The following is a 14,638-nucleotide window of genomic DNA, read 5'->3' as shown; positions in this document are numbered from 1 at the left end:
CCTGGGCGAATATCTACCTGCAATGCGCCATCGCCATCCACGCTAAACGGACGGGCGATACCGCGACGCTGGAGAAATTAATCTATCCCAATATCGATGCCGGTCTGGAAGGGGTGCGCTGGATTGAGAATTGCGTACGTTCCGCCAATGACGGTTCAACCTGGGTGAATTTTGAATAAAAACAAAAGGAAACGTTCTTTCCGCACCGGCAAATCCGGGCATTTTCCGTAGTAGTCGAAATGAAAGAACTTATCGGCAGTTTGAAAAACATAACACCATTTTGTTCGTTCAAGAGCCTGGCTGACTCAGGTCTGCCAGACGTAAACATGATTCATCGCATAAAGGATTGATTATGAAACTTGCATTGTGTACCGACGTTTTGGCGAATTTGTCTTTCACGGAGATGCTGGATCGGGTGAAAGGCTATGGTCTTACCGGGGTTGAAATGACGGCGGGGGGCTGGGCATCGTGCCCGCATGTCAAAACCAATGAATTGCTGGAGTCTCCGGAAAAACTTGCCGCTTTCCGTAAGGAACTGGAAAAGCGGGATATGGAAATTGCCGCGCTGAACTGTTCCGGTAATCCGCTTGCGCCGGGTAAGCTGGGTGAAACACATACCGCGAGCAGCTATAAGGCGGTTGAGCTGGCTGGCAAGCTGGGGGTGAAAAAAATAGTCATGATGAGCGGTCTGCCCGGTGGCGGGCCCGATGACAAAATTCCGAACTGGATCACCTCGACGATTTCCTGGCCGGATTACATGCCGGGCGTGATCGAGTATCAGTGGAATGAAGTTGCCATTCCCTGGTGGAAGAAGTTTGCCGAGCATGCAAAACAACATGGCGTAGAGAAAATCGCTCTGGAAGAGTTTCCATGCCAGTTGGTTTACAACCCCTCGACATTGTTACGGCTGCGCGATGCGGTCGGCGACATTATCGGCATGAATCTGGATCCGTCGCACCTGATCGCCATGGGAGCCGATCCTATTGCGGCAGCGCGAAAACTGGAAGGGGCCGTTTTCCACGTGCATGGGAAAGATGCGCGTATCGAGAGAGGTCTGGCCGATATTGACGGATTGATGGAATACCAGCCGGTGACCGAATCAAAAACCCGCACCTGGAACTATGTGGCTGTCGGCTGCGGCAAGGATTTACTGTGGTGGAAGGAGTTCTTTTCCGTATTGAGCATGACCGGCTATAACGACTGGGTATCGTTGGAAATGGAGGATCTGACCATGTCCGTCGAGGCTGGTATTGAGACCTCAATCCAGGCCCTGCAACAATCCATCAGTCGATAAATTGTTGGGATAGCGCAAGCTTACCCACCCGCTTTGATTCTCAGGCGTGATTGCAGACTGTTTTCATCTGCAATCACGCATCATGCGGGAGGGCTATCTTGATTTTTAAGCAAGGAAGCTTACCCAAGTTATTGCATTTTCCCCTCATTACTTTCATCTGATGATATTCCGACAGGTGTTATTCCATCGTCCGGCGTCTGCTTTATGGAACAGGGTATAACCAAGAAGCTGATAGTCCGGGTAAAAAACTTCAGGGAATGAGGTTATTTGGAATTGCCCCCCAGTAACCCCCGCACGAACGCTTTCTGGAAACAGAGAAACACTAGCAGTATCGGCAATACTGAAATCAGCGCTGATGCCATCAGTGCGCCGTAATCCACCTGAATGGCGCTGACAAAACCATTGAGCTTTGCGGTTACCGGCATGGTGCTGTCGTTGTTGGTCAGCGTCATGGCAAACAGCAGATCGTTCCAGATAGAGCGGCTTTGCACTATGGTCAGCGCGGCGATGCCCGACAGGGAGGCCGGTAGCAAGATCTTGAAAAAATAGCCGGTCGGTCCGCAGCCATCCAACTGCGCCGCTTCAAAAATTGAACGCGGGACAGTGGCAAAGAAATTGCGCATAAAAAATGTGCAGATCGGTACGCCATAGGCAGTATGCACCAGCCACAGTCCGGCAATTTGGTTATACAGACCGAGTTGACGCATCATGAAAAATACCGGGATTTGCACAATCTGGTAAGGCACGAACATGCCGCTTAGTAAAAACAGATAAATCCAGCGGCTGCTTTTTATTGGCAGCATCGATAAGGGGAAGGCGGCGATACAGCCTATCAGTACCGACAACAGAATCGCCGGTAGGGTGATCTTGATGCTATTAAACAGGCTACCGCTGATCTGATGCCAGCCAGTGGAAAAGTTGCCGCTATACCAGGAGGCGGGGAGAGCCAATACGTCCATCAGCTCAGCCGGAGTTTTCAACGCCGCGCTTACTGCCAGCATCAGCGGCAGTGCAAAAAGCAGCGCCAGCAGCGTCGCCGCGGTATAGCGCAACAGACGCAGCGGTTTGATCGAAAACATTATCGATGTCATTCGCTCAAATCCTCCACCCGACGGGTGATATAGATGATATAGGGCAGGATCAGTAAAGCGGCCAACAGCAGTTGGCACACGCCAATAGCGCTGGCCATGCCCATCTTGAACTGGCCGAAAGCGACATCGTAGAGTTGAGTGGCCAGCACCTCGGAGGCGCGTGCCGGTCCGCCGCCGGTCACCGACCAGATAATATCAAACAGCCGCATGGCATCGATGCCGAAAATGCCCACCACCAGAATAGTCGAAGGCCACAGCTGCGGAACAATGATGTGCCAGAAAATCCCCCAGTGCGACGCGCCATCCACTCGTGCCGCCTCCAGGTATTCATAGGGAATATTGCGCAATCCGGCTAGAAAAACGATAAAGGCAAAGCCAGTACCGGACCACAGCGCGGCCAGCATCACCGACAGATTGACGATAGCCGGATCCCCGAGCCAGTTCTGTATTTGGTCGGGGAAACCCAGGCCGGCAATCACCGCGTTGAACAGTCCGCCATCCGGCAGGTATAGCCAGCGCCAGATGGCGGCCACCGCCACTGGCGTAAAAATATAGGGAATAAAGAACGCTAGCTTAAACAGGCTTTCGCCACGCAGTTTGCCATCCACCAATAAGGCGAGTCCGAGTCCTAACAAACTGGGCACTATCAGGTAGAAGGCCAACCAGGCAATGTTGTTCAACACGGCGTTATGAAAACGCGTTTGAGCCAGCAGGGTGGCGTAATTATCCAGCCCGACGAAACGCTGGCGTGGGGACAGGCCGTCCCAGTCGTGCAACGATAAATTAAGCGTATAAATAGTGGGGTATATATAGGAGGCGACAAATAACACGACCGGCAGCAATAAAAACAGGCTGTAGGTCAGATTGCGTCGCCGCCGGGCGGAAAGGCTGTGTAAAAATGGCATGGTGTTATCGCAGCTCCTCGACAGGGCGGACTGACAAGCCCCCTGGTGTTAGTGCGCCCGGCGTGGGCGCAGTCAGATGACCGCCCCTATGCCGATTCTAAAAACAGGCCTCGGCCTTTTGGTCTTTCGTGTGTTTCCTTTGGCAGGGAGTGATGCGATCGGCGCCGCTATTACGGTTCAGTCCGCCTCTCCCTTACTTTCTTTTTGACCGATGGTAGAGACACCCGTCGGCCCTATGGGTTACCACTTAACGAACCGGCCTTCTTCCTTAAGCATTTTTCGTTGCTGCTCCAGCGTGTCCAACATGGTATCCAGCGCTCGCGGGCTGGGATTTTGCGCATAAGCGGCTATCTGATTGCCCAGTTCTTCCCCCAACTCCACCGGTAGGAGAAACTTGAAGTTGGGCAGTACTTTATTCTGCTGGTTGGACTGTTGCACTTCTCGCCAGGTTTTCTTGCCGATGGTGTCGTAGATACTGTCATCCACCGCCATGTTGGCGGTAATCGAGCCTTTGGGGGCGTTGAAGGCCCGCTGGCCTTCGGCGCTGGCGGCCGCCAGCAGGAAGTTTTTCCCGGCCCGGTTCTTGGCCTCGTCGCCGGTATCGGCGTGAGTCATCACGTCCACTTGTACCACGGTGGCGCCATCGAGTCCCGGTGCCGGGAAAAAGTCGAAATCAATCCCCGGCTTCATCCCCTTGTCTTTCAGATAGGAAGCAACCCAGTCCCCCATCTGATACATGGCAACCTTACCCTGGGCCAAGCGGTCGGCGGCGCTGGGCCATGTGTAACCGCTCCAGCTTTTCATGTAATTCTTGGCATACATCTCTGTAAACAGGGCAAAAGCCTTATGTACTTCGGGGCTGTTAAATGGCATGTCGCCGCTGGCCAATCGGTAGTAGCCATCGGTACCCAGCGTGGAAATCAGCGGTGCGTACAGGTTATAGGTGGTCCAGTTGTTGCCTGAGGCGTTGGCCAGCGCCTCATAGCCGGCGTCTTGCAATACTTTGCTGACGGCGGCAAATTCTTCCCAGTTTTTGGGCGGCGCCAGTTTGAGTTTGTCAAAAATTTGCTTGTTATAGAAAACGTTGCTGACAGTGTGCATATTGAGCGGAATACCATAATGCTTGCCATTAAAGGTCACCACCCGAGCGAGTCCTTCAGGAAATATCTTATCGCCATTCACCTGCTGCCAGATATCGTCTATCGGCGTCAGCCGGTCGCTATCGACAAAATTTTTCAGTTCCTGTCCCAGCGCACTTTGCCAGGCCACCGGAATGTTGCCGCCCATAAAGCCCACCTGCAATGCCTGGCGCATTTCGGTGGTGTTGCCGGAGATGACTCGCTGTTTGATGGGCGTATCCGGGTAGTGTTGATTGGATACCTCCATTAATCCCTCGATGGCCGTCAACTCTGTCCCTGCGCCCCAGTAGGTCCAGATCTCGCTGGCGGGAGCAGCCTGTGCCGGGGCGGCGGTAAACGCGCAAGTGGTAATCAGGGTGGCCGTGGCCAGAGTGATGCCAGACTTCATGATAGAGATCTCCTGAGTTAACAATCGATGGACAAGCGCTGAATTAATAATTCTTAGTCACAAACATAAAGTATGCAATCGAAGCTCGAAGAGTCAATTGACGGACCATAGCGTTTGCTTATTTTCGGTTAAAGAGTGGTGAGCAGAATTTTTTATCAGCAAGTGATAGTGATGTATTTGGGTTTTTAGATAATAACCTGGAGCTTAAATCCATTATGAATATAAAAATCAGCATTTAATTCTTATTGATGATTGTGAGTGCTTTCTGTACATGTTGACTTATCGACAATGGCTTTTTATTTTGTTTGATATTCAAACTTAAATACCACTCAAGCGGGGAATCATGAATCCTACTTATCTGCGTCAGTTTCATGCTTCGCAGGTCTTTCACGCTTTGCGCGCGCATCCGAATATTTCTCAGCGCGAACTGTGCGCCCTGACCGGATGCGATAAATCCACCGTATCGGTGATCATCAAACGCTTCGAAGCAGTAGGACTGATTGAGCGGACGCAAGGGCAACCCCAGGGCACGCGTGGTCGTCCCCAGGAGTGCTTGCGCATTTCCATGAATAGCGGGTTCCTGCTCGGTGTGCACCTGGAATTTGAACAGCTGATGTTGGTGCTGGCGACTCTGGATGGCCAACCGTTGGACAGTTGGCAAGGACCATTGCCTGCTGTTCCCGAAGAGTTGAGGCCGCAGTTGGCCGAGGGCGTCTCGGTCATGATGCGGCGTCAGCAGCGGCCGGCCTCAGAGATCCGCAGCGTCGGGGTGTGCCTGCCCGGACTGGTGGGGATGGGCGGAGGACTAATCTATTCCCCCAATCTGGGATGGCGTGATGTAGATGTAGTTGCGCTGCTGGCGTCCCATCTGCCGGCGCCGGTACAGGCGGACAACGACACCAATGCCGCCACCTTGGCTGAGCATCTGTTTGGCGACTGTGCCGGCATTGACGACTTTCTGCTGATTGAAGGCGGTGCAGGCATTGGTGGCGGACTATTCATGGATGGCAGGGTCTATCGCGGCAAAAACGGCTTTGCCGGTGAACTGGGTCACCAGAAAGTGATAGCCAACGGACACCCCTGTAGCTGCGGAGCAATGGGCTGCCTGGCCGCCTATGTGTCGCAGGGTGGGCTGTTGACGCGCGCAGCACATTGCGTACCGGGCATTGCTTCGTTAGAGGATTTACAGGAGGCCGCCGCCGCCGGTAACCGCGGGATACTGGGATTGCTGGATGAGTCTGGCGGTTATGTCGGTTTGGTATTGTCGAATCTGATTAATGCTATGAACCCGCCGGCGGTGGTGCTGAGCGGTACGCTGGCGCGTCTATGGCCCTGGCTAGAAGCCGGCGTGCGCCGCTCGCTGAGTGAAAACGCTCTGCCGGCGCCGCTCGCTCAGGTCGATATCGTTATCTCCCGCCTTAGCGCCGCTCCGGTGCCGTTAGGCGGGGTTGCGCTGGCGCTGGAGGGCTTCACCAGCCTGGATGCTCCCGATGCTCTGTTCGGTTAATACCGTCACTACTGACCAAAAGGAAACAGGATTTATGAAACGCATTGCTGTACTCGGTATCTCTTATGAGGCGTTACTGCGCTCGCCGGTGCCGACCGAGACCATGGAGATCCAGCGTGGGCGAAATATGCTTGGCGCCGGTTTGTGGCTGGTGCGTGGTATAGAGCAGCGCCTGAATGAAGAGAGCGACGTGGAAATAGTGCCGATTCTGTGGGCCACTGCGCTGCCCGGCGGCGGTTTTACCGCGGAGATTTACCAGCAGGTAAAAGCGGAATGTCTGCAAGGATTGCGTAATGCCGGACCATTGGATGGTGTGGTGCTGGCGAACCACGGGGCAATGGAGGTACACGGCCTGAGTTGCCATGCCGATACTGATTTTGCGATGGCGGTGCGTGAAGCGGTCGGCCCGCAAGCGATCATTACGGTAGCACTGGATCTGCATGGTCATATCACACAGCAGATGCTGGCGGTGGTGGATGCTATTAGCGCCCTGCGAACCGCACCGCACCGTGACGATCAGGAAACCGGTTATCGCGCCGCTCACCAACTGATACAAATTCTGCAAAGCGGTCGGCGGCCTAAAATCGCCGCAGTGCGCATCCCGATGCTGATCCCTGGCGAGCAATCGGTGACCACTACCTCCCCGGGCAAAGAACTGTATGCTCGCCTGCCGGAAATCAATGCGCTGCCGGGCATCATGGACGCGAATATACTGGTTGGCTTCGCCTGGAACGATCGTCCATGGGTGGGCATGACCGCTTATGTGACCGCACAAGGGGATCTGGCGCTGGCTACCCGTCAGGCGCAACAGTTGGCCGAAGATATCTGGGCGCGTCGGCGGGATTTTATCCTGCGTATGGAAACCGCCGGAGTGGTGGAGGGACTCCGCCGTGCTGCCGAAGCCCGTGAACGTCCGTTGTTTCTATCTGATTCCGGCGACAACACCACCGCCGGCGCTTACGGGGATTTGACCACCGTGCTACAGGCGGTGCTGGCCGAACCAGCACTTACCGATGTGGTGGTCGCGGGTATCACGGCGCCCGGCATTGTGCAGCAATGCCGTCAGGCTGGGATCGGAGCCATCGTACAACTAACGCTCGGGGCGGAACATCGATCGGCGCCCAAAACCGCACGGCAGGTCAGCGCGGTGGTGGAGGCGGTAGATGACGAGTTACGACCCGACGGCTTCCAGCCTTATTTACGTGAAAGCGCTGCATGGGCACGGGTGCGTATCGACCATGTACTGGTCACGTTCCATGCCGCGTCCATCGGTATCACTACGCCGGCTCATTTCACCATGATGGGAATCGATCCTCTGGCTCATCAGGCTTATGTGGTCAAACTGGGTTATCTGCATCCGCAGTTAGAGGACATCTCCGCCCGCCATATTCTGCTGATGAGCGACGGTGCCGCCAATCTGGATGTGTGCCGATTGCCTTTCAGCCAGGTGCCGCGCCCGGTTTGGCCGCTGGACCCCGAAGGGCAGTGGTCCGCCGCCGCCAATACCTACACCACCCCAGACTGAGGAAGCATCCCTTATGCGTAAACTGAATTTGCGTACCGTCACCTTGCCGGATTTTGGTCTGCCGGAAACGGCGCCGGCGATCCCCCCTGAGATTTATGCGGCACGTTGCCAGAAGGCCTGGCACGCAGCCGGCTGCGACTGGCTGGTGGTGTATGCCGATCGTGAGCATCTGGCCAATATCGCGTTCTTATCCGGCTTCGAGCCGCGTTTCGAGGAGGCGCTGTTGTTGCTCGGTCCTGGTGAACGTCGCATCGTTATTACCGGCAATGAGAGTCAGAGCTATGTATCCCGCGCCGGCTTGACCAACATAGAGGTGCTGTTGTGTCAGTCCATGAGTCTGCTGGGTCAGGATCGTAGCCAACAGCCAGACCTGGTGGCGGTACTGCGTCAGGCTGGACTGACGCCGGGTCAACGTGCCGGGCTGGTGGGCTGGAAATATCTGCTGGCAGAGGAATGGCAGGCGCCGCTGCCCACGTTTCACGCTTCGGCGCTGGTGGTGGATGCACTGAGAGCGGTTCTGGGGGATGCCCAGGCGTTGACTGACGTCACGCCGGTGCTGATGCACCCGGAAACCGGCTTGCGAGCTGTGGTGGATGTGCACCAGATAGCCGCTCAGGAATGGGGGGCGGCCCGGGCTTCGGCCGCCGTATGGCGTATGGTCAGCGGCGCACGTCCGGGTGAGAGTGAGTTGTCCGCCGCCGCGCGCATGGGCTATGCCGGAGAAGTGCTGAGCGCCCATGTCATGTTCTCCTCCAGTCGTCCCGGAGAGGGACCGGTGGTAGGGTTGGCCAGCCCCGGCGGGCGGCGGCTGGCCGAGGGCGACGGCGTGACCACGGCGGTGAGTTACTGGGGCGGCCTGTCGTCCCGCGCCGGTCTGCTGGCAACCGAGAACGACATGTTTACCGGTATCGCCAAGGCCTATTTCCACGGACTGCTGACCTGGTATGAAACTGCGGATATTGGCGTCAGTGGTGATGAACTGTTCGGCCGGGTTACTGACGCGCTGGCGCAGGGGGGACTGAGTTCGGCGTTGAATCCCGGCCATCTGGTGGGGCATGACGAATGGGTCAACACCCCGGTTCGGTTGGGTTCGACAGAGCGCATCCATTCTGGTATGCCGTTTCAGGTAGATGTGATTCCGACACCGGTGCCAGAAGGCTGGGCGCTTAACTGCGAGGACGCCGTCACTTTCGCTGACGCCGAGCTGTGCCGTGAGCTCAGTCAGCACTATCCTGCCGTATGGCAACGTATTGAAGCGCGACGCCACTTTATGCGGCATGAGCTGGGTGTCAGCCTGCGGCCTTCGATACTGCCTTTGTCCAACACGCCGCTGTGTCTGGCGCCCTGTTGGTTGGCCGCCGACCAACTGCTGGTATGTGAGTAGGTTCGCTTTGTTGCCGGCCCGGTTACGGGACGGCGTATCAAATGAAATAACTTTACGGGAACGGTTTTTATGGCGAAAGTATCACTCCACCAGGTAGAAAAGCACTATGAGGGTTATCATGCTGTGCGCGGTATCAGCCTGGACATTCCCGATCACGCCTTTGTGGTGCTGGTAGGGCCTTCCGGTTGCGGTAAGTCCACCACGCTCAGGATGATCGCCGGACTGGAAGAGATAAGCTCGGGTGAGATCCGCATCGGCGATCGGGCGGTCAATCAATTACCGCCGGGAGAGCGGGACATCGCGATGGTGTTCCAGAACTATGCGCTATATCCTCATATGACGGTGCGTCAAAATATTGCTTTCGGTCTGAAACAGCGGCGTCTGCCGGCATTGGAGATCGCCAGACGTATTGATGAAATCGCCGCCATATTGAAGATTGAAACCTTACTCGATCGCAAACCGCGCGCGTTGTCCGGCGGACAGCGTCAACGGGTGGCGATGGGCCGGGCGATGGTGCGCAATCCGGCGCTGTTCTTGTTCGACGAGCCGCTCTCCAATCTGGATGCCAGCCTGCGGGTGCGTATGCGTACCGAAATCAAGAGGCTGCACCAGGCCGTGCCGACCACCACCATTTATGTGACCCATGATCAGACGGAGGCGATGACCCTGGCTGATATCGTCGTGGTGATGAACGGTGGCCGCATTGAGCAATCCGGCCCGCCGCAGCACCTGTATCATTTTCCCGATACCCGCTTTGTGGCCGGTTTTATCGGCTCTCCGGCGATGAATTTCTTTCCGGCCACGTTGACCTTCCGCGATGAAACGCCGACTCTGTCGCTTCCGGGCGACATCACGTTGCCGTTGCCGCGAACTCTGGCGGCAGCCTCCCTTGCCGGGGAGAAACTGACGGTAGGCATTCGCCCTGAGCACTGGGCGCTGAGCGGTGACGAGGCGGCCTGCCTGCCGGTGACTATTGATGTGGTTGAACCGCTCGGTCAGGAGACGCTGGTTTATTTCCGTCATACTGGCGAAGATTACTGTGTGCGGCTGGACGCCAGCTTCAGCGGTGCACCGGGAGAGATGCTGAAGCTTTATCCCTGTCTGGATAAGATCCACCTATTTGAACAGGAGAGTGGACGGCGTGTGGCGGGGGATTATTTTCGGCTCAAAAACGTCTTTAATACATCGGGCAATTAAACGAACCGGTATCCCCAGACTTGTCGGTGTTCGGTCATCAACTGAATGGCGAAATAGATGCCGTAGCCTTGAAGTAGCTTGCCGTCCCTGCCGCGAGCATCTTCTCTGCATTGAAATCCCCCCGTTCTCCCTCAATCGCTTAGCGCCGCACTATGCCGATGCCACTATTTCACCTATCGCCAAGTAAGGTATTACTTATCGATTCGATAAAGACAACAGATTGGTGATCAAGGTCACACTTCTATACCTTATTCCCCAAGCCAACACATATGAGGATAAAGTGATGTCAGTAATCAATACCCAAGTTAAACCATTCAAAAACATGGCCTTTAAAGACGGTAAATTCATCGAAGTGACCGAAAAGGACATTGAAGGCAAATGGAGCGTGTTCTTCTTTTATCCAGCTGACTTTACGTTTGTCTGCCCGACCGAACTGGGCGATGTGGCTGACTACTATGACGAATTCCAGGCGCGTGGCGTGGAGATCTACTCTGTTTCCACCGACACCCACTTTACGCACAAAGCGTGGCACAGCAGTTCTGAAACCATCGCCAAAATCAAATACACCATGATTGGCGACCCGACCGGCCAACTGACCCGTAACTTTGACAACCTGCGTGAAGCGGAAGGTCTGGCTGACCGCGGAACGTTCATCGTTGACCCGCAGGGCATCATTCAGGCGGTGGAAATCACTGCCGAAGGCATCGGCCGCGATGCATCCGACCTGCTGCGTAAGGTGAAAGCCGCTCAGTATGTTGCCGCTCACCCCGGTGAAGTTTGCCCGGCCAAATGGAAAGAAGGTGAAGCGACGCTGGCGCCGTCTCTGGATCTGGTCGGTAAAATCTAAGTCCGGCCCCGCTGAGATAGTGATGTTTATATCGGGTGCCAGGCACCCGATTTTTTGCACTAAGGATTACCGATGCTCGACAATACAATGAAAGTCCAGTTAAAAGCCTATCTGGAAAAATTAACCAAACCTGTTGAGTTGATTGCGACTCTGGATGAATCAGCTAAATCGTCTGAAGTAAGAGAGTTACTGACCGAGATCGCTGGGTTATCCGAACAGGTTAGCTTTGTTGAAAACAATGACCTGGCAGTGCGTAAACCCTCATTCCTGATAACCAACCCAGGTTCTCAAAGCGGCCCGCGTTTTGCCGGCGCACCGATGGGTCACGAGTTTACCTCGCTGATTCTGGCGCTGTTGCAGGTGGGCGGTCATCCGTCGAAAGAAGCGAAAGAATTACTCGATCAAATTCGCCATCTTGATGGTAAGTTCCAGTTTGAAACCTATTACTCGCTGTCCTGCCACAACTGTCCGGATGTGGTGCAGGCGCTGAATTTAATGGCCGTTCTGAACCCGAACATTAGCCACACCGCGATTGACGGCGGCGTGTTTCAGGACGAGATCCAAAGTCGTAACGTCATGGGCGTGCCGACCATATTCCTTAACGGCGAACATTTCAGCCAGGGCCGCATGACTCTCGGCGAGATCGTCACCAGGATTGATACCGGCGCTGGCGCCAAACAGGTTGAGAAACTGAACCAGCGCGACGTATATGATGTGTTGATTATCGGCAGCGGCCCGGCAGGCGCGGCGGCGGCGGTATATTCAGCGCGCAAGGGGATTCGCACCGGATTGATGGGCGAGCGTTTCGGCGGCCAGGTACTGGATACCGTGGACATCGAAAACTACATTTCCGTGCCGAAAACCGAAGGCGCCAAACTGGCGACCGCGTTGAAGAGCCACGTTGACGACTACGACGTAGACGTTATCGACGCGCAGAGCGCGGAAGCGCTGATCCCGGCCAGCGAACCGGGCAAGCCGCACCAGGTCATTACGGTATCCGGCGCCACGCTCAAATCACGTAGCGTGATTATCGCCACCGGCGCACGCTGGAGAAACATGAACGTGCCCGGTGAAGATCAGTACCGTACGCGCGGCGTCACCTACTGCCCGCACTGTGACGGCCCGCTGTTCAAAGGCAAGCATGTGGCGGTGATTGGCGGCGGCAACTCCGGTGTGGAAGCGGCCATTGATTTAGCCGGTGTGGTGAAACATGTGACTCTGCTTGAGTTTGCGCCAGAATTGAAGGCGGACTCGGTATTGCAGGAGAAAGTACGCAGCCTGCCGAATGTCGATATCATTCTGAACGCGCAGACCACGGAAGTGAAGGGCGACGGCCAGAAAGTGACCGGGTTGAGCTACAAGGATCGCGTCAGCGATACGCAGCACGAGTTGCCGCTGGAAGGGATCTTCGTCCAGATCGGTCTGTTGCCGAATACCCACTGGCTGGAAGGCACGGTAGCCAGAAACCGGATCGGTGAAATTGAAATTGACGCCAAGTGCGAAACCAGCGTCAAAGGCGTATTTGCCGCCGGCGACTGCACCACGGTGCCGTACAAACAGATCATCATTGCCACCGGGGAAGGCGCGAAAGCTTCACTGAGCGCGTTTGATTATCTGATCAGAACTCAGCCGACCGCATGAGTTCGACCCTGGCGGCGGAGTACCGCCGGTAGGGTTTTTCACCGTCATATCCAAATACGGCGGGATAAGATATTCCCGCCGTATCTTCCGAATAATCAGACTTTTCCGTACCAACCCATTGAGCGATGCTGAATGGGTTTTTTGCCGTTCTGGGTTGCTAAAAAATGTGATGCAGGGCTTGCCAAAGGACGATAACAAATTCATAATGCCGTCCACTCTTCGCATCAGGCAGGGAAATTGTTTTAATCGAAGCGTTCAACTGTTAATGCTTAGACCCCTCGCTGTATTTGCTTTTGTGGTTATTTTTTTCATCGGTTACTACTCTTTTTTCATTAATCCACATAAAAAATCATATTTTTTTGAACAGACTTATCCACAGGTTGCCGGTGGGTTCTGCATTCGCGCGCTTATCCGGCGGACAACGCTTCATTTTCTATTGCATTGATATTTATAGATAAAAATTACTTATAAAACGTTATCACGATCGCTTGTACTTTTTGTGGCAGTTGATTGTCAAAGACTTTTTATATTTATGCACAGGCTGGGCGACAAATTGATACATCACGTCTGATGGCTTATGCATCGCGCGGCAAGCCTTTCTCTACCGCACGAACCAGTCTTTTTTTCTGAGATGATTGCACCTCAATTTCCTGTGATGCACGGCGCATCAACTGCTGCTGAATGGCCCAAAGGATATGTTCATCCAAAAGCTCGCTCTCCCCGAGCCGGCTTTGCAGCGTCAGGACGATCCGATCCAGATAAGGCGCATTGCCCAATGCCACGGCAATATTCCGCAGCCATCGAATATGGCCGATACGCCGAATAGCCGAACCTTCGGTAATGCGCAGGAATTTTTCCTCATTCCAACTGAACAAATCCAGTAATTCCGGGGTATGCAGCGCGGCCCGCGGGCTGAAATCCGCTTCGTCGGTCAACTGCGAAAAACGGTTCCACGGGCAAATTAACTGGCAGTCATCGCAACCGTATATGCGATTGCCCATCAGCGGGCGAAATTGTTCCGGGATCGGGCCTTCCAGTTCGATCGTCAGGTAGGAAATACAGCGCCGGGCATCCACGGTATAGGGCGCGACAATCGCCCCGGTAGGGCAGGTGGTCATGCAGGCGACGCAGCGGCCGCACTGCTCTTCCTGCGGTTGGTCGACAGGCAACGGCAAGTCAATCAGCAATTCGCCGAGAAAGAACCAGGAGCCTGATTCCCTGTTTAATAAAAGTGAGTGTTTACCAACCCATCCAAGCCCGGCTTTAGCCGCCAGCGGGCGTTCCATAATCGGCGCGGAGTCGACGAACGGACGGAAGTTCAGCTCCCCGCAATACTGCTGAATCTGCTCGCCGAGCTTTTTCAGACGCTGGCGCAGCAATTTGTGGTAATCGCGACCCAGCGCATAGCGGCTGACATACCCCAACTGAGGGTTTTTCAATGTACTGGCGAACGCCGCTTTAGCCGGGAGATAATTCATGCGCACGCTGATCACCCGCAGCGTACCGGGAAGAAGTTCATGCGGACGCGCCCGCAGCATGCCGTGACGCGCCATCCATTCCATTTCGCCGTGATATTGCTTATCCAGCCAGGCCTGTAATTTTACTTCTTCAGCAGACAAGTCGGTGTCGCAAATCCCCACCTGCTGGAAGCCCAGATCTTGACCCCATTGCTTGATAAGTTGTGCTAATTCACTGAGATCGTAGGGGTATGTCATGACGA

The 14,638-nt window shown here is 55.0% G+C and carries 11 protein-coding genes and 1 pseudogene; 8 read left to right on the top strand and 4 right to left on the bottom strand.

Translation table 11 applies throughout. The features are described from left to right. Window positions 1-179, top strand: a pseudogene (locus HOY33_RS20630) (gfo/Idh/MocA family oxidoreductase); the annotation flags it as partial. A 173-nt stretch (window positions 180-352) separates the two neighbouring features. Beyond that, on the top strand, window positions 353-1,294 hold the full coding sequence (locus HOY33_RS14090; protein WP_172290851.1) for a sugar phosphate isomerase/epimerase: 942 nt from the start codon (window positions 353-355) through the stop codon (window positions 1,292-1,294). A 263-nt stretch (window positions 1,295-1,557) separates the two neighbouring features. On the opposite strand, the gene HOY33_RS14085 is transcribed toward HOY33_RS14090, so the two are convergent. The 3 genes from HOY33_RS14085 to HOY33_RS14075 all read right to left on the bottom strand — a co-directional run bounded on the left by HOY33_RS14085 (window position 1,558) and on the right by HOY33_RS14075 (window position 4,817). After that, window positions 1,558-2,385, bottom strand: a complete 828-nt coding sequence (locus tag HOY33_RS14085) for a carbohydrate ABC transporter permease (protein WP_216660512.1) — start codon at window positions 2,383-2,385, stop codon at window positions 1,558-1,560. Continuing rightward, window positions 2,382-3,290 carry a carbohydrate ABC transporter permease gene (locus HOY33_RS14080; protein WP_172290850.1) on the bottom strand — a complete coding sequence of 303 codons (909 nt, stop codon included), beginning with the start codon at window positions 3,288-3,290 and terminating at the stop codon, window positions 2,382-2,384. Before HOY33_RS14080 ends, HOY33_RS14085 begins: the two co-directional genes overlap by 4 nt. Before the next feature lie 240 nt (window positions 3,291-3,530). Beyond that, window positions 3,531-4,817: an ABC transporter substrate-binding protein gene (locus tag HOY33_RS14075; protein ID WP_172290849.1), complete on the bottom strand. Its 1,287-nt coding sequence runs from the start codon at window positions 4,815-4,817 to the stop codon at window positions 3,531-3,533. A gap of 343 nt (window positions 4,818-5,160) precedes the next feature. On the opposite strand from HOY33_RS14075, the gene HOY33_RS14070 reads away from it, so the two are divergent. The 6 genes from HOY33_RS14070 to ahpF all read left to right on the top strand — a co-directional run bounded on the left by HOY33_RS14070 (window position 5,161) and on the right by ahpF (window position 12,918). Continuing rightward, entirely contained in the window at window positions 5,161-6,324 is a 1,164-nt protein-coding gene (locus HOY33_RS14070) for an ROK family transcriptional regulator (RefSeq protein WP_172290848.1), read from the top strand. Between the two features lie 34 nt (window positions 6,325-6,358). Next, window positions 6,359-7,849 (top strand): M81 family metallopeptidase, encoded by a 1,491-nt coding sequence (locus HOY33_RS14065; RefSeq protein WP_172290847.1) that lies wholly within the window; start codon window positions 6,359-6,361, stop codon window positions 7,847-7,849. Window positions 7,850-7,862: 13 nt separating this feature from the next. Beyond that, window positions 7,863-9,233, top strand: coding sequence for an aminopeptidase P family N-terminal domain-containing protein (locus tag HOY33_RS14060; RefSeq protein ID WP_172290846.1), 1,371 nt, complete (start codon window positions 7,863-7,865; stop codon window positions 9,231-9,233). Window positions 9,234-9,302: 69 nt separating this feature from the next. Beyond that, complete coding sequence (locus HOY33_RS14055; RefSeq protein ID WP_172290845.1) at window positions 9,303-10,430, top strand: ABC transporter ATP-binding protein; 1,128 nt, start codon at window positions 9,303-9,305, stop codon at window positions 10,428-10,430. Between the two features lie 283 nt (window positions 10,431-10,713). After that, entirely contained in the window at window positions 10,714-11,277 is a 564-nt protein-coding gene (ahpC, locus tag HOY33_RS14050) for an alkyl hydroperoxide reductase subunit C (RefSeq protein WP_172290844.1), read from the top strand. 72 nt (window positions 11,278-11,349) lie between these two features. Continuing rightward, the gene (ahpF, locus tag HOY33_RS14045) at window positions 11,350-12,918 is read left to right on the top strand and encodes an alkyl hydroperoxide reductase subunit F (RefSeq protein WP_172290843.1); all 1,569 of its coding nucleotides are present in this window, start codon (window positions 11,350-11,352) and stop codon (window positions 12,916-12,918) included. A gap of 575 nt (window positions 12,919-13,493) precedes the next feature. Here ahpF and queG read toward each other — a convergent pair. After that, the gene (gene queG / locus HOY33_RS14040; RefSeq protein WP_172290842.1) at window positions 13,494-14,633 is read right to left on the bottom strand and encodes a tRNA epoxyqueuosine(34) reductase QueG; all 1,140 of its coding nucleotides are present in this window, start codon (window positions 14,631-14,633) and stop codon (window positions 13,494-13,496) included. Window positions 14,634-14,638 lie beyond the last annotated feature (5 nt).

The sequence above is a fragment of the Brenneria sp. hezel4-2-4 genome, from assembly GCF_013155275.1.
GTDB lineage: Bacteria > Pseudomonadota > Gammaproteobacteria > Enterobacterales > Enterobacteriaceae > Brenneria.
Note: the sequence above shows the minus strand (reverse complement) of the source record. Positions and strands in the feature narration are given on the sequence as shown.

What these genes read in the sequence shown, in the direction of transcription:
- HOY33_RS14090 (WP_172290851.1), top strand. Translation starts at nt 353, where the DNA reads ATGAAACTTGCATTGTGTACCGACGTTTTGGCGAATTTGTCTTTCACG.
- HOY33_RS14085 (WP_216660512.1), bottom strand. Translation starts at nt 2,385, where the DNA reads ATGACATCGATAATGTTTTCGATCAAACCGCTGCGTCTGTTGCGCTAT.
- HOY33_RS14080 (WP_172290850.1), bottom strand. Translation starts at nt 3,290, where the DNA reads ATGCCATTTTTACACAGCCTTTCCGCCCGGCGGCGACGCAATCTGACC.
- HOY33_RS14075 (WP_172290849.1), bottom strand. Translation starts at nt 4,817, where the DNA reads ATGAAGTCTGGCATCACTCTGGCCACGGCCACCCTGATTACCACTTGC.
- HOY33_RS14070 (WP_172290848.1), top strand. Translation starts at nt 5,161, where the DNA reads ATGAATCCTACTTATCTGCGTCAGTTTCATGCTTCGCAGGTCTTTCAC.
- HOY33_RS14065 (WP_172290847.1), top strand. Translation starts at nt 6,359, where the DNA reads ATGAAACGCATTGCTGTACTCGGTATCTCTTATGAGGCGTTACTGCGC.
- HOY33_RS14060 (WP_172290846.1), top strand. Translation starts at nt 7,863, where the DNA reads ATGCGTAAACTGAATTTGCGTACCGTCACCTTGCCGGATTTTGGTCTG.
- HOY33_RS14055 (WP_172290845.1), top strand. Translation starts at nt 9,303, where the DNA reads ATGGCGAAAGTATCACTCCACCAGGTAGAAAAGCACTATGAGGGTTAT.
- ahpC (WP_172290844.1), top strand. Translation starts at nt 10,714, where the DNA reads ATGTCAGTAATCAATACCCAAGTTAAACCATTCAAAAACATGGCCTTT.
- ahpF (WP_172290843.1), top strand. Translation starts at nt 11,350, where the DNA reads ATGCTCGACAATACAATGAAAGTCCAGTTAAAAGCCTATCTGGAAAAA.
- queG (WP_172290842.1), bottom strand. Translation starts at nt 14,633, where the DNA reads ATGACATACCCCTACGATCTCAGTGAATTAGCACAACTTATCAAGCAA.